This is a genomic window from Micromonospora sp. NPDC003816, assembly GCF_042874705.1.
Classification (GTDB): Bacteria; Actinomycetota; Actinomycetes; order Mycobacteriales; family Micromonosporaceae; genus Micromonospora.
Genome location: NZ_JBIANP010000001.1, coordinates 370,933 through 392,732, shown reverse-complemented (window position 1 = coordinate 392,732; position 21,800 = coordinate 370,933). Strand labels below are relative to the sequence as shown.

The following is a 21,800-nucleotide window of genomic DNA, read 5'->3' as shown; positions in this document are numbered from 1 at the left end:
CACCGTCGAGAGGAACGCGATGACCGCACTGCTGCTGTCAGGGCTCGGCCCGGCCTTCATGAACGAGGGGGTGCTGCGCGGCACGCTGTTCGACCCGGACAGCGTGGACCGCCTCCGCACCGACTACTACCCCCACCTGACCCTGGCCGACCTGGGCTTCGAGCGCGAGGGCCGTCGGCACCCGTTGCTGCGCCCGGCGCGCGGGCGGGGGTCCAGCTCGCTGCGCATCGACGGGCTCGACGGGATCACCGCCGCGCCGGTGCCGCACCTGACCACGACCACGCTGGAGTCCATTCTCGACGCCGCCGACACCGACTACGAGGCGTTCGACCTGTCCGGGGTCTGGCAGGGTGACCGGGAGCCGGTCACCCCGTCGGCCCAGGTGCACGTGGTGCTCCTCTCCACCACCTTCGTCTGGGACCACCGCTCGATGTCCCGGGCGATCCGGTGGGCCGTGGACCGCTTCCCCGGGGTGCCGATCGTGCTGGGCGGTCAGTACAGCAACCTGAAGTATCTGAAGATCATGGCGGCCCACCCGGAGGTCACCTGCGTGGTGCGCGGCGACGCGGAGGAGGCGTTGCCGCTGCTGCTGCGGGCCGTCGCGGGCGGCGGTGACTGGCGCGACGTGCCGAACCTGGTGGTACGCACCGACGACGGTCACATCGCGCACACCGACTTCCGGTACGTGGACATCGAGGCGCACCCCTCCCCCACCATGCGGGGGCGCCGCCCGATCGTGCCGTACGAGTCGATGCGCGGGTGCCCGTTCAGCTGCAAGTTCTGCTCGTTCCCGGCCGCCTCGCCCAGGTGGCGGTACAAGTCGGCGAAGAAGATCGCCACCGACTGGGCCGGGTACGCCGAGGTCAACGGGGCCCGACACATCAGGGCTTCCGACTCGACCTTCACGGTGCCGCCGACCCGTCTGCGGGAACTGTTCGACCTGCTGCCGGAGGTGGGCATCGGCTGGGAGGCGTTCGCCCGGGCCAACGCCATCCGGGACGCGGAGACGGTCGACCGGCTGCTCGCCGCGCACTGCCGGTGGCTGTCCATCGGCTTCGAGTCGATGAGCGACCGGACGCTGACGCTGATGAAGAAGCAGGTGACCGCCGCCGCCAACCGCCGCGCCTTCCAGTTGCTGTCCCGCAGCGACCTGGGCTACCGGTGCTCGTTCATCCTCGGTTATCCCGGGGAGACGCCCGACGACTTCGGCGAGACGTCCACCTTCCTGCGGGACGAGTACGCCGGCCACTTCACCCTGAGCATCTTCTCGCTCCAGGACGAGACGATGCCGGTCTGGGAGGACGCCGAGCAGCTCGGTATCGAGGTCGACGACCCGGAGGCACCGGACTACTCCTGGCGGCACCACGGCATGGACATCCACCAGGCGCGGCGGCTGTGGCGGCAGACGCTGGAGGAGGTGCGGTGGGGCAGCGACACCGCCGTGCACCTGCTCTGGCAGAAGGACTACGAGACACCGCTGATCCCCTGGCGTGACGCCCGGACGAACTTCCGGCTGGAGAAGCTGGTGGAGCGTCTGGCCATGCTGCCCACGACCGAGCCGGACCCGCGCCGGGCCCGACCGAGGATCGTGGGGATCCTCGACGAGCTGGCGCGGGAGGGGGTGTCGGTGCAGCCGGCTCCGGCCGGGTGAGCCGGTCGCGGTGCCTGTGCACCGCGACCGGTCAGATCGCGTACCCGAGGGACCGGAGCTGGGCGCGGATGTCGACGGTGGCGGGTACCGGCTCCGGGGTGGTCCGGGCCAGCGTGTAGGCGTCCAGCAGCGCCCGGAGGTCGCCGTCGTCGGCGGTGGGATCGACGTGTGGCACCAGGTCGTCGTCGAACCGCTCGACCCAGGCGGTCTCCACCTCGTCGATGCCGGCGAAGGACTTGCGGTATCTGCGGGGGACCCGGACGAGGCGGTGCCGGCCCTGGTAGGCGGCCTGCCCGACCAGGACGTGACGCAGTGGGCCCTGCGCCTCGCCGGCCCGCTGGCGTTCCTGGAAGGCGATGAACTCCCCGAGGTCGGAGGTGTACGCCTCGGCGAGGGCCTCCGCGTCGGGAGGTGGGCCACCGCTGCCCCGGGCCGCGTCGGCCAGGCTACGACCGTCCAGGGCGTCGTCCGCCGCCGGCCGCAGACCGGCGAGGTCGAGCACGGTGGGCACGATGTCGACGGTGCGGATCCGGTCCCGGTGCAGGCCGGCGGCGACACCGTCGCCGACCAGGACGACGGGTACCCGCAGCACCGCCTCGGCCATCGAGTTGAAGTGGCCGTTGGTGTGCTCGTCGAACTCCTCGCCGTGGTCGCTGAAGACGACCAGCAGCATGCGCCGACCAGTGGCGGCGACCCGGCGGGTGAGCCGGTCGAGGAAGGGCTCCAGCCGGGTGGTCAGGAAGTGCGCGACGCCGTCCAGGTAGAGCTGCATCAGCAGGTCGTACGCGCCGGTCTCGTAGAGGTGGCCGGCGGCCCGCTTGTAGCGGAACAGCAGTTCGGCGTCCTCCGGGTCGCGGTGGCTCTCCACGAGCCGGTCGACGAACGCCGGCTTCTCCGTGGGCAGCATGGCCTCCAGTTCGTCGACCTTGTCGCGGAATGCCTGGCCGCCGAAGCGGAGGTTGTGGAAGCCGTACGGGGTGTGCACGCCACCGAAGTGGGCCAGTGCCACACAGCCCTCGGAGGCGGCGACGGCGTCGACGAAGGCGTCGTCGTCCTCGTCGAGGTAGACGTCGACGTCCCCGGTGAAGCCGAGTTCGGGGCCGAGGATGATCGGGAAGTCGACCTTCATGATGGTCTGTCTGCCGGCCCGCTTGCCGTGGGTGAAGATCGACGGTGCCCGCAGCCGGCCGTTGTAGAACTCGTGCAGGCCGTTGTGCAGGGGGTAGCGCCCGGTGAGCAGCGCGCCGTGTGCGGCGGCCGTGTAGGGGGCGGCGGTGATCGTGTTCGGGAAGAAGGCACCCCGGCCGACGAGGTCGTCGAGGACGGCGGTGGGTGGTGCCGCCAGGTCGGGGAAGCGCCGACGCCAGAGGTTCAACGGGTTGGCGGCGATCGCGTCGCCGCGCAGGGTGTCGATTGAGACGAAGACGATGTGGTCGTACGGCTGCTCGCCCACGGTGCTCCGATCCTTGGTCCGGCGTGCCGGGACTGGTCGACGGCATCGATCGATTCCACTATTATCATGCCGATGATCTCGATCTACAACGGTCGGCGACACCGGCGTCGAGGACGTTGATGCGCGTCCTGGTGACCGGAGCGGCCGGCTTCATCGGCAGCCATCTGGTGGAGCGGCTGCTCGCGCGCGGCGACGAGGTGCGCGGCGTCGACTGCCTCACCTCCGGCTATCCGCCCGCGACGAAACTGGCCAACCTGGCCACGGTCCGCCACCACCCCCGTTTCGAGCTGGTGACCGTCGACCTCGCCAGCACGCCGACCGCCCCGCTGCTGGACGGGGTGGAGGTGGTCTTCCACCTGGCCGGTCAGCCCGGGGTGCGTACCTCCTGGGGCAGCGGGTTCGGCGACTACGTGACGCACAACGTGCTCGCCACGCAGCGGGTGCTGGAGGCCGCCGCCGCGACCGATCCGGCCCCCCGGGTCGTGATGGCCTCCAGTTCCTCGGTGTACGGCGAGGGGCACCGGTGGCCGACGCCGGAGGACGCCCCGGCACGCCCGGTCAGCCCGTACGGCGTCACCAAGCTGGCCGCGGAACACCTGTGCCGGGTCTACGCCGACCTGCGCCGGGTGCCCACCGTGGTGCTGCGGTACTTCACCGTCTACGGGCCCCGGCAGCGGCCGGACATGGCGCTGCACCGGATGTTCGACGCCCTGGCCACCGGCCGGGAGTTCCCGGTCTACGGCAGCGGTGGGCAGGTGCGCGACTTCACCTACGTCGACGACGTGGTGGCCGCGACGATGGCCGCCGGGACGCGTCCGGTGCCGCCCGGCTGCGTGTTGAACGTGGCCGGCGGGTCGGCACGTTCCCTGACCGACCTGATCGGGCTCGTCGAGGAGGTGACCGGCCGACCCGTACGGGTGCGCGACGGCGGGGCGCCCCCGGGCGACGTGTCCCGCACCGGCGGGTGCATCGACCGGGCGCGGGAGCTGTTGGGCTGGACGCCCCGGGTCGGGCTGCGCGACGGGGTCCGGGCCCAGGCGGAATGGCACCTGCGTGCTGACTGAGCCGGCCGGGGTCGTCGCCGACCTGCACGGGCACTCCCGACTGTCGGACGGCTGGAACCGTCCCGCCGAGCTGGTGACCGTGCAGGCCCGCGCCGGTGTGGAGCTGGTGTCGTTGACCGACCACGACACGCTGGCCGGCACCGCCGCCGCGGCGGCCCGGGCCGCCGAGCTCGGTCTGTCCTACGTGGTCGGTGTGGAGATCACGGCGGCTCCGGTCCGGCACGACAACCACCTGCTGGCGCACGGCGTACGCGCCGACGACCCCGACCTGGCCGCGTTGCTGGCGACCAACCGGCGAATCTGGCGACGGGACGCGCTGGCCGCCCGGGCGGCGCTGCGCGAGGCCGGGGTGACGGTGCCGGAGAGCGCCGCGTACGACGACAGCGACGCCCTCGTCATGCCGCACAGTGTGGCGCGGGACGTGATCCGGACCGGTCGGGCGACCCACCCGCAGGTATGGCAGGTCATCGACGCGGCGTTGGCCCGACAGCCCCCCGAGGCGTACGCGGGGATGCCGGAGCCGGCGGAGATCGCCGAGGTGGTGCACCACGCGGGCGGGCTGCTGGTGTGGGCGCACCCGGGGCGCTCCCGCAGCCCGGAGCGGATGCGGGCGGTGCTGCCGCTGCTCGACGCGATCGAGGTGCACACCCCTCGGCACGACAGCCACGCCACCGCCGAGTGGGCCGCGCTCTGCGCCGAGACCGGCATTCCGGCCTGCACCGGACGGGATCACCACGGCTATCCGAGGTACCAGCCGCCGCCGGTGCCGGTGGACCCGCGCTACCTGGAGCGGCTGGCGGACCGGATCGTCCGGCCGGAGGATCCGGTCCGGTCGCCGCGCTCAGCCGCTGGTGGCAGCGGGCGAGCCGACCAGGGTGGAGCGGCGTAGCTTGCCGGTGTCGGTGTGCGGGATCGCCTCCCGGAACTCGTAGGTCAGCGGCATCTTCGCGGTGGAGAGCAGGAGCTGGCAGTGCCGCCGCAGGTCCGCCTTCGCCGGTGGCGCGTCGGCGACCGCCGGGACCACCACCGCGTGCACGGCCTGCCCGAGTACGGCGTGCGGGCTGGCCGCGACGGCCACGTCCGCGACGCCGGGGTGTTGACGCAGCACCTCCTCCACCTCGGCCGGATAGACCTTCACCCCGCCGACGTTGATCATTTCGGCGCGCCGACCGACGATGTGCAGGTAGCCCTCCTCGTCGAGGAAGCCGGCGTCGCCGAGGCTCATGAAGCCGTCCCGCTCCGGCAGCGCCGGCCCGTCGCCGAGGTAGCTGGGCTGCCGGGTGAAGCGGGAGCGCAGGAACACCTCCCCCACCTCGCCCGCCGCCGCGACGCCACCGTCCTCGCGGTACACCCGCACCTCGCAGTCCACCGGTCGCCCGACGCTGCCCGGGTGCCGCAACCACTCGTCGCCCCGGATCCACAACGCGCCGATGCGCTCCTGGCTGGAGTAGCCCTCGTAGAGGGTCTCCGGCGGGAACACCTCCATCCAGGCGCGCTTGAGCTCCGGCGGGGCACCCGCCGAACTCTGGTGCACGCAGGTCACCGAGGAGACGTCGACCTCGCGCAGTGTCGGCACGGCCAGCAGCCGGCGCATCAGGCTGGGCACGATGATGAAGTAGTTGACCCGGTGCCGTTCGATCAGCTCGGGGATGCGGGCCGGCACCACCTGCGGCACCAGCACCACGGTGTGGCCGAGCGCCAGGCCGTGGTAGAGCTTCGTGAACCCCGCGTGGTGCAGCGGGATCATGGCGAGCTGGACCTGCCCGACGTCCAGGCCCACCGCCCGGTCGCCGGCCGACGGGAAGTCGTCGGCCGGGTACACCCAGTCGGGGCGGCGCAGGATGATCCGGGGACGTCCGGTGCTGCCGCCGGTGGCGTGCGCGGAGCGCGGGGTGCCGGCGGGGAACGCCGCGGGGTCGACCTGCGGTGCCGTCCACAGCTCGGCCGCCGGCACGGTGGTCACCGCGTCGTGCGGAGCGGTGTCCACCACGACGGCGGGGTGGGCCGTGTCGAGCAGCACGGCGAACTCCCGTTCGGTCGACTCGGGATCCAGGGGCAGCACGGTGGCGCTCAGCTTCCAGGCGGCCAGGGTGGCCACCACGTGGTCCAGACCCATCGGCAGGCGCACTGCGACGAGCACGCCCGGGCCCACTCCGGCGGCTGCCAGTCGACCGGCCGCCGCGTCACTGGTGCGGTCCAGTTCGCCCCAGGTCAGCGCGGGGGTCCCGACGGCGTCCGGCACGATGACCGCCGTTCGCTCGGGATGCCGGGCGGCCAACTCCCTGATCCGGTCGCCGATGCGGATCGTCGGGGCCGTCGTTGACAGCTTCTCGGAATGGATCATAAGGTCAATCATATCGAGAACTGTCTTTCGCGAAGACCTCCGAGCCCGGTCCGGGCCGAACCGTCCACGGCCCTGCTGCCGGTCCGCCTCGATGTCAGGGAGTCCTGAATGCGGGTGCAGGAAGCGATCGCGGCCTCGGTCCACCGGCTCGGCGTACGGCATGTCTTCGGTCTGATGGGCCGGGGCAACATGGGATTCCTGCTCGACATGGTGCACCGACACGGGATCGGCTACATCGGGGCGCGGCACGAGACGAACGCGGTCACCATGGCCGACGCGTACGCGCGCAGCACGGGTCGGCTCGGGGTCGCGACGGTCAGTGTCGGTCCCGCGTTCAGCAACGCGCTCACCGGCATCCTGGAGAGCGCGCGCGGCCAGACACCACTGTTGCTGTTCGCCGGGGACACCGCCACGACGCACGGCGACTACGGCCAGTTCCTGGACCAGGCGCCGCTGCTCGACGCGGTCGGGGTCGCCCACCGCCGCCTCGACGAGCCGCACCGGGTCGGCCCGGAGATCGCCGAGGCGGCCCGGCGTGCCGTGCACGATCGTCGGCCGGTGGTGTTGACGGTGCCGCTGGACGTGCAACGCAAGCCGGTCGAGGCGTTGGTCGAGCCGGTCGGGCCGCCCGAACCGGCACCGCATCCGCTTCCGGACGCCGCCGCTCTGGACACCGCCGTGGAGGCGATCCGGCGGAGCCGTCGACCGGTGCTGGTGGCGGGTCGTGGCGCACTCGCACCCCCGGCCCGGGCGGCGCTGATCGAGCTGGCCGAGCGGGCCGGTGCGGTGCTCGGCACGACCCTGCACGCCGACGGGCTGTTCGCCGGTGAGCCGTGGAACGTGGGGCTGCTCGGCGCGCACTGCACCGCGTACGCCGCCGATCTGATGGCGACGGCGGACCTGATCATGGCGTTCGGCACCGGCCTCGACCGGTACACCACCCGGGGCGGGCACCTCTTCCCGCAGGTGCGGGAGATCGTGCACTGCGAGCTTGATCCCCGGCGTGCCGCGTCGGCCCCGGTCACCGTCCGGTTGACCGGGGACACCACGGCAACCGCCCGGTCCCTCGCCGCCGAACTGCGGCGCGGCGGGCATCGGGCCACCGGCTTCCGCACCGGGCCGTGGGATCCGCCGCCGCCGTCCCCGGCGTCCGCGACCGGCACACCGGCACCCGGCTTCGTCGACCTCACCGATTTGCTGTCCACACTGGACGCGTGGCTGCCGGCACACCGGTCGGTGGTGCAGGAGAGCAGCCACGCGGCCGGGAACGCGGTGGGTCACCTGCGGGTCGCCGCACCCCGGGCACGGGTCAGCACGTTCGACTTCGAGTCGATCGGGTTGGGCCTGGCGACCGCCGTCGGCACCGCCGTGGGCCGCCCCGACGCCCCGACGGTCGCCGCCGTCGGTGACGGAGGCGCGCTGATGGCCCTCGGCGAGCTGGAGACGGCGGTCCGCCACCGGTTGCCGATCCTGCTGCTGGTGCTCAACGACAGCGCCTACGGCGCGGAGGCGCGGGAACTGGAGATGCGCGGCCTGCCCATCACCGACGCGTTGTTCCCGACCACCGACTTCGCCGCCGTCGGCCGGGCGCTGGGGGCGGCCGGGACGGTGGTCCGGGACGTCTCCGACCTGGTGGCGATCCGCGACTGGATCGCCCGCCCGGAGGGGCCGTACGTCCTGGACTGCCGGCTCGACCCGACCCTGGTCTCCGGTTGGTTCCAGCTCGCCATCGCCTCGCCCGAGGGCTACCTGCGCCGGCCACGGTGGCAGCCATGCTGAGACGCCGGCCGGCAGCGGTCGGGCAGGAGGGACGACACTCGTGATCGTCATCATCGGAGCCGGCCCGGCCGGTCTGTCGGCGGCCTACCATCTCGGCGACGAGGAGTACACCGTCCTGGAGTCGGAGGCGGAGCCGGGTGGCCTCTGCCGCTCCTTCGACCTGGGGGGCGCCACCTTCGACCTCGGTGGGCACGCCTTCTTCACCAAGCACGACGACGTCCGGGAGCTGGTCGAGCAGCTCTGCGAGCCGGGCGTGTACGCGCAGCCCCGCGAGGCGTGGGTGCACAGTCACGACACCTTCGTCCGGTACCCCTTCCAGAGTCATCTGCACGGTCTGCCCTCGGAGGTGGTGGAGGAGTGCCTGGTCGGCCTCTACGAGGCCGCCCGCCGGCAGCCGCTCGCCGCGCCACCGGCGAACCTGCGGGAGTGGATCGAGCTGACCTTCGGGCCCGGCATCGCGGCCCGTTTCCTGCTGCCCTACAACGAGAAGCTGTGGGCCTTCCCGCTGACCGAGATCGCGCCGGGCTGGACCAGCAACCGGGTGGTCACCCCGGACGTGGCGGCGATCGTCGGTGGGGCGTTACGGCCCGACCGTTTCTCCGACTTCCCGAACGCCGTCGTGCGGTATCCGGCCACCGGTGGCTTCGCCAACCTCTACCAGGGCTTTCTGCGTACGGTCGGCGACCGGATCCGGCGGCACGACGTCGTGGAGGTCCGTCCCGGTGAGTCGACGGTGCGGGTCGAGGGTGGCGCCACGATCGACTACGACCATCTCGTCTCCACCATGCCGCTGGACGAGTTGGTGCGACGCACCGACGGTCTCGACGACTGCTGCCGGGACGCCGCCGCCGAGCTGCGGCACAACAGTCTCCATCTGGTGAACCTGGTCTTCGACCGGCCGGCCATGACCGAGATGCAGCGGGTCTACTGCGCCGATCCCGACATCCCGTTCCACAAGCTGGTGCTGAACTCGAACTCCAATCCCGAGCTGCGCGCGCGCCCGTGCTTCGGCATCCAGGCCGAGGTGAGCTTCTCCGCGCACAAGCGGGTCGACCCGGAGGGCCTGCCGGATCGGGTGTTGGCGGCGCTGCGCCGCATCGGGATCGCCGGGGCCGACGACCGGGTGAGCGCCGCGAGTGTGGTCACCGTGCCTCGGGCGTACCCGGTGCAGACGCCGGGGACCGTCGAGGCGCGCGGGCATCTGCTGGAGGAGTTCCGGCGGCGGCGGATCCACTGTGCCGGCCGGTTCGGTGAGTGGCTCTATATCAACTCGGACGACGCGGTGCTGCGCGGCCGGGTCCGGGCCGAGGAGATCATGGCGGACCGGGCCGGTGGCTCAGTCGACTGACTCCGCCGGGGGCAGCCCCAGCACGGTGGTCATCCACGGCAGCGCGACCTGGAGTTGACGGAGCTGGAACTCGCGGACCAGCGGCAGCTTCGGCAGGAACGGCAGACCGGCCCGGCTGGCGAAGAAGCCGGTGACCAGGGTGACCACCCTCGGGTCGGGATCGGTGAGCAGATCGGCCGGCTGCGGTCCGCCTTCCAGGGTGAGGCTGGGCAGCCAGAACGCGAGGTCGAACTGCGGATTGCCGAGGGCGGCGTGATTCCAGTCGAACAGCACCGGCTGGGTGCCACGGAAGCAGAGGTTGTCACTGCGGACGTCGAGGTGGGTGACCGAGTCGCCGTCCATGCCGGCGAAGTCCGCGGCGTCGAGAATGGTGGGCAGGCACTTGTCCAGCCACTGCGGGGAACAGACCCGCAACGCCAGGAACTGTGCCGGGTCGCGGGCGATCTCGGGCCAGCCGCCCTGGCCGTACTGCGTCTGTGAGGCGGGGATCAGGCCGTCGATGGCGGGGCGCGCCGCCAGGTCACGCAGCGTGTCCTGGACCGCCCGGAGTTGGTCGGGTGACCAGGGCGGCGGCCAGGTCGAGGCGGAGAGATCCTCCAGCACGAGCACGGGCAGCTCACCGTCGTCGTGCCAGCCGAGCAGCTCCGGCATGAACGGCGCGTGCAACTGCTGGTAGACGGCGTGCTCGCGGCGCAACCAGATCGCTCCGGGCTCGTCGTCGGCGTGTTTGACGAAGACGGTGCGGCCGTCGTCGAGCCGGGCGAGCCACCGCCGGTTGTTCGAATATCCACGCCGGACGCGGACCGCGTCCACCACCCGCTGCCCGGTCGCGTGGGCGATCCGTTCCGCCTCGTCGATCGCGATCACCGCGTCCGCCTGCATCGAGTCACGATAACAGAGGGCGTGATCAACCAATTCACGCCGGTCACCCATGACCGGGAACGACGATCAATGGGTATTGCCCGCTCGACGGCCACCCCATATCGTCTGGCAATGCTGACTCGACCGGGCCGATCCGCTGTCACGACGGATGTTCACGGCCGGGTCGACGCGCGGTGATCAGGGCGGAGGGGCTCTCCAAGACGTTCCGGCGGTACGAACGTGAGCCGGGCGTGCTGGGTAGCCTCCGGACCCTGTTCAGCCGGCGTCACACCACGGTGACCGCGGTGGACGAGGTCTCCTTCGAGGTGGCGGCCGGCTCCCGGGTGGCGTACCTCGGGGCGAACGGTGCCGGCAAGTCCACCACGGTCAAGCTGCTGACCGGCGTGACGACCCCGACCAGCGGGCGGTGCACGGTCGACGGGATCGAGCCGTACCGCGAGCGGGTCCGCAACAGCGGAAACATCGGTGTCGTGTTCGGTCATCGCAGCCAACTGTGGTGGGACCTGTCGGTGCCGGACTCGTTCCGGATCCTCAAGCACATCTACGACATCGACGAGGCCGTCTACCGGCGCAACCTGTCGCTGTTCCGGGACGTGCTCGACATCGACGCGCTGGGCACCACCCCGATCCGGGAACTCAGCCTCGGGCAGCGGATGCGCGCGGAGATCGCGGCCAGTCTGCTGCACACCCCCGCCGTGGTCTTCTGGGACGAACCCACGATCGGCCTGGACCTGGTGCTCAAGGAGGCCGTCCGGGACCTGGCCAACCAGATCAACCGGGACCACGGCACGACGATCTTCCTCACCAGCCACGACATCAGTGACATCTCCGCCATCTGCGACCAGGTACTGGTGGTCGACCAGGGCCGGATCGTGCACCAGGGCACGCTCGCGGCGCTGCTGCGGACGGCCCGCCATCGGGCGGTGCACTTCGACCACCGGGGAGACGAGTCGCCGGGACAGGTGGCGGCCCGGATCGAGGAGGCGCTGACCGGCACCAGCGTCTCCGTCGACGACCAGCGGCGGGTGACGATCAGCTTTCCCGTCGACCGGCTCACCGCCCGGGAGGTACTCACCTGGGTGCTGCACCGCTTCGACGTGACCGATTGTTTCGCGCCGGAGCCGGACCTGCAGACGGTGCTGCGGGAGATCTACGGTGGTCGCCAGCCGGCGCGGAGCACGGCTGAATGACGGTCGGCGTCCCCTCCCTGCGTCTGCGCCGCTACCTGCCGTTCGCGGTGAGCGGCCTGCAGGCGACCCTGCAGTACCGTGCGAGCTTCTTCGTCAGCCTCGCCACCACGGCGACCAGCACCGCCGTGGTGGTCTTCCTGTGGCGTGCGGTCTACGCGTCCAGCCCCGACACGGGCCCCGGTGGCTTCGGGATCGAGGGCATCACCACCTATCTGATCGCCGCCCAGGTGCTCGGTGTGCTGCACGCCAACCAGGTCGACAGCGAGATCGGGCAGGACATCCTGCGCGGTGACATCGCCGTCGCGCTGATCCGTCCGGTCAGCTACCCGGTGATGCGGATCTTCACCGCCCTGCCGGTGCTGATCACGAATCTGCTGATGGTGGGCCTGCCCACGTTGTTGATCTTTGCGGTGCTCTTCCCCCTACAGTCCCCGGCCCCGGTGGACCTGCTGCTGTTCCTGGCCGCGGTGCCGTCCTCGGTGGTCATCGCGTTCAGCCTCAACATGCTGGTCGGGCTCTGCGGCATCGTCACCACCAACATCTGGGGCATCCGCATCGTCAAGGAGAGCGTCGTGGTGTTCTTCGCCGGTCAGCTCGTACCACTCGACCTGATGCCGGCACCGCTGGCCGCCGCCGCCTCGGTCCTGCCCTTCCAGTCCATGGTGTACGCGCCGGTCCGTCTGCTGACTGGCCGGTACGACGGCGCGTCCGACGCGGCGCTCGTCCTGGCCGGGCAGGTGGGTTGGGCGGTGCTGCTCGCCGGCGCGTGCGCGGTGCTGTGGCGGGTGTTCGTCCGACGCGTACAGGTCCTCGGCGGATGACCCGCCCCGGTCGTACGCCGCTGCGCTACGCGCGGCTGACCTGGTTCCTCGGCGGGGTCAGCCTCCGGCGACTCGTGGCGTACCGCACCGACTTCCTGCTCGGTGGCGTCGGTTTCCTGCTCCGGGTCGGCGTCCAGGTCCTGCTGATCGGCAGCATCTTCCAGTTGGTGCCCACGGTCGGCGGCTGGCCCCTGGACAAGGTGTTGTTCCTGCTCGGCTTCGCGCTGCTGCCCCGCGGGCTGGACCGGCTCTTCACCGACTACCTGTGGGTGGTCGCCTGGCAGTTGATCCGCAGCGGCGACTTCTACCGGCACCTGATCCGTCCGGTGAACCCGCTGTTCAGCGTCCTGTCGGAGCGGTTCTTCTGGCCCGACGCGCTCGGCGAGCTGCTGGTCGGGTTCGCGCTGCTCGGGTACGCGGGCCGGCGACTGGGGCTGGACGTGGACGCCGAGATGGTCCTGGTCGGTGCCGGTCTGGTGGTCTGCGGCACGCTGATCTACACCGGGATCAAGCTCATCTTCGCCTCGATCGCCTTCTGGACGATCACCAGCCAACCCGCGATGCACGCCGCCAACCAGCTCTCCGAGTTCGCGGCGTTCCCGCTGGAGATCTACCCGGGCGTGCTGCGGTCCGTGCTGACGTGGGTGCTGCCGTTCGCGTTCACCGCGTACATCCCGGTGGAGTTCCTGCTCGGCGGCGACGGCCGGTTGGTCTGGCTCACCCCGCTGGTGGCGGCGGGCGCGCTGTGCGTCGGCTACGGCATCTGGAGCATGGGCATCCGCCGGTACGAGATGACCGGTAGCTGAGAGGAGAGGCATCGGTATGAGAAGACAGCTGCCGCTCGGTGAGCCGCTGGCGCGGGGCTACCAGTTCTATGCGTTCCCGTTGGCGATCCTGGCCACCGAGGCACGGGCCCGGGACTGGATCCTGAGCAACTACATCCACGTCGCCTTCGACCCGAAGGCACCGGACTCGCCGGTGCCGTTCGGCTTCTATCTCTACGACCACGCGATCAGTCCGTGGCTGGAGGTGGTCCGGACCAGCCGTGAGTGGGTCGCGTGCGTCGGCGCGGACATCGTCGCGCTCTGCCGCGACTCCATCGGCGCCGGCTACTACCCCTATCTCAACCTGGACGAGCACCACCTGCCGGGCCGGGCGCCCTACCAGCAGTGGCACCAGACCCACGACGTGCTGCTCAGCGGCGTCGACGACGACGAGGGCACCTTCACCGTCTACGGCTACACGGCGAACGGGTCGCTGCGGACCACCACCGTCGGGCAGGACGACGTCGCCCGCGCGTACGCGAGCCTGGACGAGGTGGAGAACGACTGCTTCCAGGTCTACTTCTACCGGTTGCGACCGGACGCCAGCTACCGGATGCGGTTGCACGTGGTGGGCGGCGCGTTCGAGGAGTACCTGTCCGGTGCCAATCCGAGCCGCCGGGTCGACATGCTCCAGGAGGAGTGGGAGCGGGCCTACGGCGTCGACTCCTACGTGCCGCTGCGCGGGTACCTGCGCGACTACCTCAACGGCGACGCCGCCTACGACATCCGGTACCTGCACGTGCTCTGGGAGCACAAGCGGCTGATGACGGAGCGGTTCCTCCGCCTGGCCGAACTCGCCCCGGCACTGGCACCGCTGGTGGACGACTGCCGTGCGATGCAGACCGACGCGGTGGCGTTGCGCAACGGGATGTTGTGGCACGAGCAGAAGGGACGGTCCTCCCGGTTCGTCGAGGAGGCCATGCCGCGCCTGGAGCGCGTCTTCGACACCGAGGTGCGGGTGCTGCGGCAGGCCGTGGAGGAGATCCGGCGTCATCCGGCGCAGGAGCCGGCCACGGATCACCGGCCTGTCCATCAGGGCACGCCCACGGACGCGGGACGGGGTGGCGGGACGTGAGTGTGGACGCGGAGTGCGCGGTGCTCCTGCGGATGCCGACCCTGCGCCCGGACGACCACCTCCAGTTGCGGATCGTCGGCGCCGGCACGCAGGACTTCCGGTACGACCAGCGCACCGGCGAGTGGACCGCCACGCTCGATCCGGCGGCGCATCCCGACGGTGTCGAGGTCGTCGTCGTCCTCGACGGCGATCCCCAGCTCGACGGGCCGCTGCACCTGAGCACCGCCGAACTGGCCGCCCCGGCCTGCCGCATCGACGGGCGGGTCCACTTCGCGCGGCACCAGGACGTCCTCGTCGGCGAGTCGCACGTCGCCCGGCACTTCTTCCCCGGCGATCCGGAGTCCACGCAGCGCTACGACGTCATCGTCGTCGGCTCCGGTGCCGGTGGCGGCACCCTGGCGTACCAGCTCGCCGAGACTCCGTGGCGGGGCGGTCGGCCACCGCGCGTCCTGCTGCTGGAGGCCGGTAGCTACCTGTTCGGGACGCACACCGGCAACCTGGCCCGCTACCAACCGGTCGGTCCCGACGTGTACCCCAACATCTTTCACCACTGGGGTGCGTTCGGGCGTCGGCGCTGGCGGGCCGCCGACGCCGAGAGCGCCAAGGCACGCATCGCGCAGGGCCTCAACCTCGGCGGCCGGACCCTGTTCTGGGGAGCCTCGGCACCCCGGATGCACCGGTGGGAGTTCCGCGACTGGCCGGAGGCGGTCCGCGACGAGTTGTACGACGTCTGGTACGACCGCGCGGAGCAGCTGACCCGTGTCACTCCCCTGGTCCCGTCGTCGTACCAGACGATGGTCAAGGCGAAACTGCGGGAGTTGCCCGCGTTGGCCGAGTTCCGGCACTTCGATCCGCCGATGGCGATCGAGTACTGCGGTCCGGTCCCCGGGGCGGTGCCGGCGGGTATCTGGTCGGCTGCCGAACTGCTGCTCAGCCGCGCGATGCAGGACGGCCGCTTCGGCAACCTGCGGGTCCACCTGAACCACGAGGTGGTCGGTGTCGAGCGGGCGGCGGGCGAGGTCACCGGGGTGGTGACGTACGACCACCTGGCCGGCCGGGACCGCACCTACCGACTGGCCGACGACGGCGTGGTGGTGCTGACCGCCGGCACCGTCGGCACTGCCGCCGTCGCGCAGTCGTCCGGCCTCGCCGAGGACATCCCGCTGGTCGGACGCGGCATCACCGACCATCCCATCCACGTGGTGAAGTTCTGGATGCGGCAGGGCGGGGACTGGTACAGCCGGTTCGACTCCAGCAAGACCGTCTCCCGGCACCTCACCGACGCCGCCGACACCGACCCCGCCCACCCGTACAGCGTCACGCTGGACCTCGGCGCGAACCTGAACCAGTTCCGCTTCGTCAACGCGTTGGAGTTCACCGGCGCGAACCTGGCCACCGTCGACGGGAAGATGCCGGGCGAACTCGTGTTCATGGTCGAGGCGCCGCTGGTCGAGCAGAACGCCGTCACCCTGACCGAGACCCGGCCGGTGGGCGGGAAGCCCGCCGCGCTGCCCACCATCCGCATCCATCCCAGCCCGCGCGCCCACCAGGTCCAGGACGCCCTCGACACGATCACCGCCGATGTGGTGTCCGCCTTCGGAGGCGAGGTGTACGAGCAGCTCTGGGCTCCGCTCGGCGGGGTGTCGCACGAGGTCGGCACCATGCGGATGGGTCGCGACACGCCGGGCCGGGAGCGGCCGGGGGTGGTCGACGAGGACCTGCGCGTCGCCGGCCACCGCAACCTCTATGTCTGCGACCTGTCCGTCTTCCCGAACTCACCGGCGGCCAACCCGACGCTGACGTTGGCGGCGCTGGCCATGCGCCTCGCCGCCCACCTCAGCACCGGACGACTCACCGCCCCCGGGGCGTGTTGATCACCTGGCGTAGTCCGTGCAGGAGTCGGTCGACGTGCTCGGCGGTCGTGCCGATGCCGATGCTGGCCCGGATCGCGTAACCGTCGGTGGGGCGGCCGAGCCGCGTGGCCGCGTCAGCCAACAGCTTCCGGCTGAGCGGGTGGGCGCAGAACAAGCCGTCTCGTACGCCGATGCCGTGCTCGGCGGAGAGCCGGTGGGTGATGTCGGCTGCCCGCCGGTCGGCGACGGTGAAGCTGACGATGCCGACCCGGTCGTGGTCGGCGTCGAACGTGCGCAGTTCCGCCACCTGCGGCAGGGCGCCGAGGCCGTCGCGCAGTCGGGCCAGCAGCTCCTGCTCGTGGTGAGCGAGTACGTCCGGTGCGGCGGCGGAGATGGTGGCACAGGCGGCGGCGAGTGCCACCGCTCCCAGCAGGTTCGGCGTGCCGGCCTCGTGTCGGGCCGGGCCGGTCTGCCACTGCACCTCGGCGGGTTCGTCACCGACGTGCCTGGTGGCTCCACCGCCGGACAGGTACGGGTCGGCGGCGTCGAGCCAGTCGGCGCGGCCGGCCAGGACGCCCGCACCGAAGGGCGCGTACAGCTTGTGCCCGGAGAGCGCCAGGTAGTCGATACCGGCGGAGGCCATGGAGACCGGGCGGTGCGGGGCCAGTTGGGCGGCGTCGACGGCGATCCGCGCGCCGTGCCGATGGGCGATCTCCGCGATCTCGGCCGTCGGCCAGACCTCGCCGGTGACGTTGGAGGCGCCGGTCACCGCCACCAGCACCGGCCCCGCGTCGCCCAGGTCGGCCAGCGCCCGGGTCAGCCCGGAGGTCACCTCGGGCAGGTCGGCGGGCACCGGCAGGCGGTGCACGTTCGGCCAGGCGAGAAGGTTCGCGTGGTGTTCGCCGGCCCAGGTCACCACGGTGGTGTGCGGGGGCAGGGCCCGGGCGAGCAGGTTCATCGCGTCGGTGGTGTTCCGGGTGAAGATCACATGGTCGTCCGGCCGGACGTCGAGGAAGTCCGCGACGGTCTGACGGGACTGCTCGTACGCCAGTGTGCACCGGCGCGACGCGAGGCCGGCGCCCCGGTGCACGCTGGCGTACCAGGGCAGCAGCTCGGTGACCGCGTCGGCGACCGGGACGAGGCAGGGTGCGGTGGCGGCGTAGTCGAGGTTGGCGTACGCGACGGTGGTGCCGTCGGAGAGGCGGACCGGAAGGTCGACGCCGAGCACGGCAGGAGCGATCGTGGGCACACTCGTCCTCAGGTGACAGTGGACCCGTGCGGGTCCGCGCTTGCCTCCGGCGGTCGCCGACGGCCTGGTCTCACCCGGAGGCACCCCACCGCGGATACGAGGGTTGCCGGTCAGCAGGCCGGGGCCTTGGCGCTGACACTCTTGACCGCTGCCGATGCTGCCACACGGGCGAGCCCGCCCGCCAGTGCCCGTCGGGCACCCGTCATGTCCCTGTTCGTACGACACGAGACAGCCCCTTGAGTCGTCCCGCCTGACCGGTCGGCTCGCCGTCGCGCCGGTCCGGGTGGCGGCTCGGGAGCAGACGTGAATCCGACGCCCCGGGTGCGCGATTGCGCGGGCGCGCTTCACCACGCACAGTGACCACAGTCACCTGCCACCGATCGGCTCGGCGTCCCTTCGCCGCTGTTCTGTCGGCCATGGGAGCGCGGGTCGGCGCGGCATGTCGGTGATTCGACGGATCACTGTCCGGAAAGCGTCTCCACCACGCGGAATAGCACACTCCATCATGGACGGACCAGCGGTTCGACTGTCAGCTTTGCGAAACACTTTCGCGCTCCGATCTGCCCTACGGTGAACCGGCGTTACCGCAGCGACCACGCCGCAACCATTGGGGAACGCATCACCATGCGCATACTCGCCGTGCCCGTCAGGGTGGACGCCCTGTGGCTCGCCACCGACCGGACCGTGACCGGACCGACCGCCGACTTCACCCGCCTGCCGTACGTCGACGCCAGCACCGGCCGGGACGCCGACTTCGGTGAGCGCAACCTCAGCGACGCCATCCTGCCCGGGTCGTTCCAGCAGGACCTGCTGTTGCCGGCCGGCATCCACCTGCACTGGTCACTGCCGGACGCGCTGACCCGGTTGACGCACGGTGCCGCGACCGGCGGTGGTGCGCCCGCCGTCGACCTGCCCCGGGTGCCGAACCGGTGGCTGGTCACCCGGACCGCGCCGGGTGGGGCCCAGGACCGCTGGATGGTGGAGAGCGACGCGCTGGGCGACGTCGACCGGGGCGGGGTGACCTATCCGCTGCGGGCGGCCGATCCACGCGGCACCACCGGACGCCCGTGGCGGTATCTCGGCCGGAAGCTGCCGCTGTCGGCGTGGCCCGGTGTGCCGACCGACCGGGTGGCCGCGCTCACCGCGCTCGGCTACGGCGAGCCGACCTTCGCCGCGTTCTATCCGAACTCGTCGAGCGTGTTCGGGTTGCACGACGACGGCTACGGGGCGGTGCCGCCGCCGAACGGCCTGCGCTACGACGTGGTCGGCTGGTATGCCGAGACGGCCGACGACGAACTGCTGGCGGTGGTGGCGACGGCGGCCGGGCGGAGCTGGCCGCAGACCATCGCCGACGAACTGGACTGGTCGGTGCCGGCCGACACCGGCGGCGACGCTCCGGCGCGGATGCTCTGCTTCGGTCGGCTGACCTTCGCCGCGACGGCGAAGCGGGCGCCGGTGCCCGGCCCGACGACCGACTCCGAGAGCGGGGTCTGGGTGGCGAACACCGCCACCGAGGCGCTCGCCGCGCACCTCGGCGCGGTGTTGCCCGGGGTGACCGAGACGCAGACCGAGAAGCTGCTGGAGGCGCTGACCGTCGCCGACGAGTTGGAGAGCGGCGTGTTGGACCTGCCGGCCCGGCTGGCTCAGGCCCGGCATGCCGCGTCGTTCGGCACGGTCGCCTCCGGGGTGGCCTGGACGGTCCGCCGGCAGGACGACCCGCTGGACGGCGGGGACGAGGGGGCGCCGGTCACGGTGCCGCAGCGCCAGGCCCGGGAACGGTTGGCGCTGCCGGGGAGCTTCGGCGACCTGCTGGTCGCGCTGAACGAGGCGCAGTCGGCGTACGACGCGGCGGCGGCCGAGGTCGCCGGGGCACGGCGGCGGATCTTCGCGGACTGGACCCGGTACCTGGTCTGTGCGTACCCGCCACCGGGTGCCCGGGAGGACTATCCGGACCCGGATCTCGTCGGCTGGTATCTGCGACGGGAGGTGTCGGCGTTGTCCGCCCGGTTGGCAAGGCTGGGAAGTTGGCCGCCGGTGGACACCGGCACGAGTCTGGCGCACCGGTTGCAGGCCGCCCGGCAGGCCGCGCAGTCGGCGCTGGACACGGTCAACGCCACGGCGGCGGCGACCGCGCGGAGCCGGTTCGAGTTGCAACAGGTCCCGGGTACGCCGTACCAGGTGCCGAACGAACCGGTGGTGCTGCTCACCGGTGCGGCGGCCACCCCGTCGGACCGGTACGGCCGCGACGGCGCGGACCAGCCGGACGGGCTGCTGCCGTGCCTGGCGGTGGAGCTGGCCGTCTCCGAGGCCGACCTGCGGACCGCAACCGGGGTGACCCGCCTCGGTGACCTGCTCGCGGCACTGGCCACCAAGCTCGCCACCGGGCAACCGGAACATCCCGCGCTGCGGTCGTGGACGGGTCAGCCGTGGCATCCGGTGCTGCTGCACTGGGAGGTCGAGTTCTTCCCGGCGCGGGCGGGCAACAACCTGGACCCGTCCGGGCGGGACTTCGACCCGGCGTTCGTCACGACTAACTACGAGCTGCCCGACGGGGACCGGGAACTGCGCCCCCGGGCGGAGAAGGACGTGCTGGACACGGCGGCGAACGTCTACACCGGCAGCACGGTGTTGTCGGCGTCGGCGCGGCCGGTGCTCTCCACCCGGATCATGCGGTACCTGCGCGGGACACCGCTGGCCCGGGCGAACGACGAGCGGACGGCGGCGGGACTCGACCCGTGGACCGCCGACCAACTGGACGACGACCCGGGACCGCTACTGGACTGGTGCGCGGCGCAGCAGGACGACGCGCGGCTGGGCACGCTCGCGACGGCGTACCGACACCTCGCCGCGCACGAGGGAAGCAACCTGGCGCAGAGCCTGGGTGGTTTCAACGACGCCCTGGTGATGCTGCAGATGGTGCGTCAGTTGCCGATCACCGACCCGTTGGGTTTTCCAGCCGGGCGGTCGCTGGCGGCGCTCGTGCAGGAGGCGGTGGCGGGTGAGGGGCGGCACGCGCCGGTGCCGCTGAGCGACTTCAACCCGGTCCGGGCGGGGGCGCTGCGGGTGCGGCGCTTGCGGATCGTGGACAGCTTCGGCATCGGGTACGACGTCGACACCGACAAGCCCCGGACCACCACCTGGTTGAGCATGCCGAACCGGCCGACCTGGGTGGCGATGCCGCCCCGGCTGGCGGTGCCGGCGCGGGTACGGCTGGACCTGCTCGACGCCGAGGCCGCCGGGCGAGCGCTGAGCGGGTTGCCGCAGTCGTCCCCGGTCTGCGGGTGGCTGCTGCCCGATCCGCTCGACGACGGGCTGCGGGTGTACGCGGCGGACGGGGACTGGCTCGGCACGCTCTACCTGACCGCCGACCCGGCCGCCCCACGGCAGGCGTGGTGGCAGTCCTCCCCGCAGGGGCCGGTCACCGAGGTCGGGTCGATCGGCAACGTGCGGCTGCGCGCGGTGGTGCAGCGGCTGCGTGGGCTGGGCGCCGACGGGCTGGCCGAGTTCGTGTCCCGGCTCGACGAGTCGCTGGACGCGGTCGAGCCCGAGGACCCGGGGCAGCATCGGGCGCGGGCGGTGCTGGTCGGTCGGCCGGTGGCGGTGGTCCGGCTGGCACTCGATCTGGAGGCGCCGGGGCTGCCCGTGATCCACCAGGACTGGAACGTCTTCCGGCAGGATCTGCGCCGCGTCGGGCGGGAGAGCAACGCGTACCCGTCCGTCCGGTTCCCGGTGCGGCTGGGCGAGCACGGGCGGCTGGGCGACGGCACGCTCGGCTTCTGGCGGGAGCAGCCGGACGGCACCCTGGGCGAGCAGTACCACGACGTGGTCACGCTGGCCGAGCAGGACGGCGACCCGCCGCTCGCCGTCGGGATCGACCTGCCGACGCTGACACTGACCGCGCTGGTGGAGCCGGCCGGGGCGGTACACGCCACCACCGGGGTGCTGCCGACGGTCTCCTGCCGGCTGGATCCCGCCCACCACCATGATGCGCTGGCCCGACTGGAGGTCGGCTTCCTGGCAGCGCCCGTGCTGACCGAGGCCGACGCGCCGGCGCTGGTCACACCGGCGGCCGACCCGGACCGGGTCTGGTCGTGGCGCGAACGCGACGGCGCCTCCTGGGTGGAGGTCGCCGAGCCCCCGGAGCTCGCGGAGGCGTTCCCCACCGCGCTGACCGCTCGCGAGGGCTGGCTCAGCCTGCGTCAGCGCCCGACCGTCTGACCGCTCTCCCCCTCTTCCGGCACGTCCACACCTCGACTCAGAAGGCGAC

The 21,800-nt window shown here is 71.9% G+C and carries 15 protein-coding genes and 1 riboswitch; of the genes, 11 read left to right on the top strand and 4 right to left on the bottom strand.

The features are described from left to right. Nucleotides 1-19: 19 nt before the first annotated feature. Nucleotides 20-1,651 (top strand): B12-binding domain-containing radical SAM protein, encoded by a 1,632-nt coding sequence (locus ACFYTT_RS01620; protein WP_387257073.1) that lies wholly within the window; start codon nucleotides 20-22, stop codon nucleotides 1,649-1,651. A gap of 31 nt (nucleotides 1,652-1,682) precedes the next feature. Here ACFYTT_RS01620 and ACFYTT_RS01615 read toward each other — a convergent pair whose 3' ends face one another. Then, a complete protein-coding gene (locus tag ACFYTT_RS01615; protein ID WP_176093584.1) occupies nucleotides 1,683-3,104 on the bottom strand; it encodes a sulfatase-like hydrolase/transferase in 1,422 nt (473 codons plus the stop codon). 119 nt (nucleotides 3,105-3,223) lie between these two features. Between ACFYTT_RS01615 and ACFYTT_RS01610 the strand changes: the two genes are divergently transcribed. Together ACFYTT_RS01610 and ACFYTT_RS01605 are read left to right on the top strand one after the other, a co-directional pair. Beyond that, nucleotides 3,224-4,168 carry an NAD-dependent epimerase/dehydratase family protein gene (locus ACFYTT_RS01610; protein WP_387257070.1) on the top strand — a complete coding sequence of 315 codons (945 nt, stop codon included), beginning with the start codon at nucleotides 3,224-3,226 and terminating at the stop codon, nucleotides 4,166-4,168. Then, nucleotides 4,158-5,057: a PHP domain-containing protein gene (locus ACFYTT_RS01605; RefSeq protein ID WP_387257068.1), complete on the top strand. Its 900-nt coding sequence runs from the start codon at nucleotides 4,158-4,160 to the stop codon at nucleotides 5,055-5,057. The genes ACFYTT_RS01610 and ACFYTT_RS01605 overlap by 11 nt, the downstream gene beginning before the upstream one ends. Here ACFYTT_RS01605 and ACFYTT_RS01600 read toward each other — a convergent pair. Next, on the bottom strand, nucleotides 5,010-6,512 hold the full coding sequence (locus tag ACFYTT_RS01600; RefSeq protein WP_387257066.1) for a class I adenylate-forming enzyme family protein: 1,503 nt from the start codon (nucleotides 6,510-6,512) through the stop codon (nucleotides 5,010-5,012). The two genes, ACFYTT_RS01605 and ACFYTT_RS01600, sit on opposite strands and share 48 nt — an antisense overlap. A gap of 108 nt (nucleotides 6,513-6,620) precedes the next feature. Here ACFYTT_RS01600 and ACFYTT_RS01595 point away from each other — a divergent pair, with 108 nt between their 5' ends. After that, nucleotides 6,621-8,291 carry a thiamine pyrophosphate-binding protein gene (locus ACFYTT_RS01595; protein WP_387257064.1) on the top strand — a complete coding sequence of 557 codons (1,671 nt, stop codon included), beginning with the start codon at nucleotides 6,621-6,623 and terminating at the stop codon, nucleotides 8,289-8,291. A 40-nt stretch (nucleotides 8,292-8,331) separates the two neighbouring features. After that, a complete protein-coding gene (locus ACFYTT_RS01590) occupies nucleotides 8,332-9,639 on the top strand; it encodes a protoporphyrinogen/coproporphyrinogen oxidase (RefSeq protein WP_387257061.1) in 1,308 nt (435 codons plus the stop codon). Here the strand turns inward: ACFYTT_RS01590 and ACFYTT_RS01585 are convergent. Beyond that, complete coding sequence (locus ACFYTT_RS01585) at nucleotides 9,628-10,521, bottom strand: aminoglycoside phosphotransferase family protein (RefSeq protein ID WP_131050884.1); 894 nt, start codon at nucleotides 10,519-10,521, stop codon at nucleotides 9,628-9,630. The genes ACFYTT_RS01590 and ACFYTT_RS01585 overlap by 12 nt on opposite strands. A gap of 173 nt (nucleotides 10,522-10,694) precedes the next feature. Here ACFYTT_RS01585 and ACFYTT_RS01580 point away from each other — a divergent pair, with 173 nt between their 5' ends. Genes ACFYTT_RS01580 through ACFYTT_RS01560 form a run of 5 tightly spaced genes read left to right on the top strand, consistent with a single transcriptional unit; the run spans nucleotide 10,695 to nucleotide 16,305 of the window. Further along, complete coding sequence (locus ACFYTT_RS01580; protein ID WP_131050885.1) at nucleotides 10,695-11,711, top strand: ATP-binding cassette domain-containing protein; 1,017 nt, start codon at nucleotides 10,695-10,697, stop codon at nucleotides 11,709-11,711. After that, the gene (locus ACFYTT_RS01575) at nucleotides 11,708-12,532 is read left to right on the top strand and encodes an ABC-2 family transporter protein (RefSeq protein WP_176093590.1); all 825 of its coding nucleotides are present in this window, start codon (nucleotides 11,708-11,710) and stop codon (nucleotides 12,530-12,532) included. Before ACFYTT_RS01580 ends, ACFYTT_RS01575 begins: the two co-directional genes overlap by 4 nt. After that, nucleotides 12,529-13,338, top strand: a complete 810-nt coding sequence (locus tag ACFYTT_RS01570; protein ID WP_387257057.1) for an ABC transporter permease — start codon at nucleotides 12,529-12,531, stop codon at nucleotides 13,336-13,338. Before ACFYTT_RS01575 ends, ACFYTT_RS01570 begins: the two co-directional genes overlap by 4 nt. A gap of 16 nt (nucleotides 13,339-13,354) precedes the next feature. Next, nucleotides 13,355-14,431: a hypothetical protein gene (locus tag ACFYTT_RS01565; protein ID WP_387257055.1), complete on the top strand. Its 1,077-nt coding sequence runs from the start codon at nucleotides 13,355-13,357 to the stop codon at nucleotides 14,429-14,431. After that, entirely contained in the window at nucleotides 14,428-16,305 is a 1,878-nt protein-coding gene (locus ACFYTT_RS01560; protein ID WP_387257053.1) for a GMC oxidoreductase, read from the top strand. The genes ACFYTT_RS01565 and ACFYTT_RS01560 overlap by 4 nt, the downstream gene beginning before the upstream one ends. On the opposite strand, the gene ACFYTT_RS01555 is transcribed toward ACFYTT_RS01560, so the two are convergent. Further along, the gene (locus ACFYTT_RS01555; protein ID WP_387257953.1) at nucleotides 16,283-17,512 is read right to left on the bottom strand and encodes an aminotransferase class V-fold PLP-dependent enzyme; all 1,230 of its coding nucleotides are present in this window, start codon (nucleotides 17,510-17,512) and stop codon (nucleotides 16,283-16,285) included. The two genes, ACFYTT_RS01560 and ACFYTT_RS01555, sit on opposite strands and share 23 nt — an antisense overlap. 52 nt (nucleotides 17,513-17,564) lie before the next feature. After that, nucleotides 17,565-17,680: riboswitch (SAM riboswitch) on the bottom strand. A gap of 477 nt (nucleotides 17,681-18,157) precedes the next feature. On the opposite strand from ACFYTT_RS01555, the gene ACFYTT_RS01550 reads away from it, so the two are divergent. Then, complete coding sequence (locus tag ACFYTT_RS01550) at nucleotides 18,158-21,751, top strand: hypothetical protein (protein ID WP_387257050.1); 3,594 nt, start codon at nucleotides 18,158-18,160, stop codon at nucleotides 21,749-21,751. Nucleotides 21,752-21,800: the final 49 nt, after the last annotated feature.

Coding starts and splice junctions, on each gene's coding strand:
- ACFYTT_RS01585 (WP_131050884.1), bottom strand. CDS start 10,521: ATGCAGGCGGACGCGGTGATCGCGATCGACGAGGCGGAACGGATCGCC.
- ACFYTT_RS01600 (WP_387257066.1), bottom strand. CDS start 6,512: ATGATCCATTCCGAGAAGCTGTCAACGACGGCCCCGACGATCCGCATC.
- ACFYTT_RS01565 (WP_387257055.1), top strand. CDS start 13,355: ATGAGAAGACAGCTGCCGCTCGGTGAGCCGCTGGCGCGGGGCTACCAG.
- ACFYTT_RS01570 (WP_387257057.1), top strand. CDS start 12,529: ATGACCCGCCCCGGTCGTACGCCGCTGCGCTACGCGCGGCTGACCTGG.
- ACFYTT_RS01550 (WP_387257050.1), top strand. CDS start 18,158: ATGCGCATACTCGCCGTGCCCGTCAGGGTGGACGCCCTGTGGCTCGCC.
- ACFYTT_RS01610 (WP_387257070.1), top strand. CDS start 3,224: ATGCGCGTCCTGGTGACCGGAGCGGCCGGCTTCATCGGCAGCCATCTG.
- ACFYTT_RS01620 (WP_387257073.1), top strand. CDS start 20: ATGACCGCACTGCTGCTGTCAGGGCTCGGCCCGGCCTTCATGAACGAG.
- ACFYTT_RS01595 (WP_387257064.1), top strand. CDS start 6,621: ATGCGGGTGCAGGAAGCGATCGCGGCCTCGGTCCACCGGCTCGGCGTA.
- ACFYTT_RS01575 (WP_176093590.1), top strand. CDS start 11,708: ATGACGGTCGGCGTCCCCTCCCTGCGTCTGCGCCGCTACCTGCCGTTC.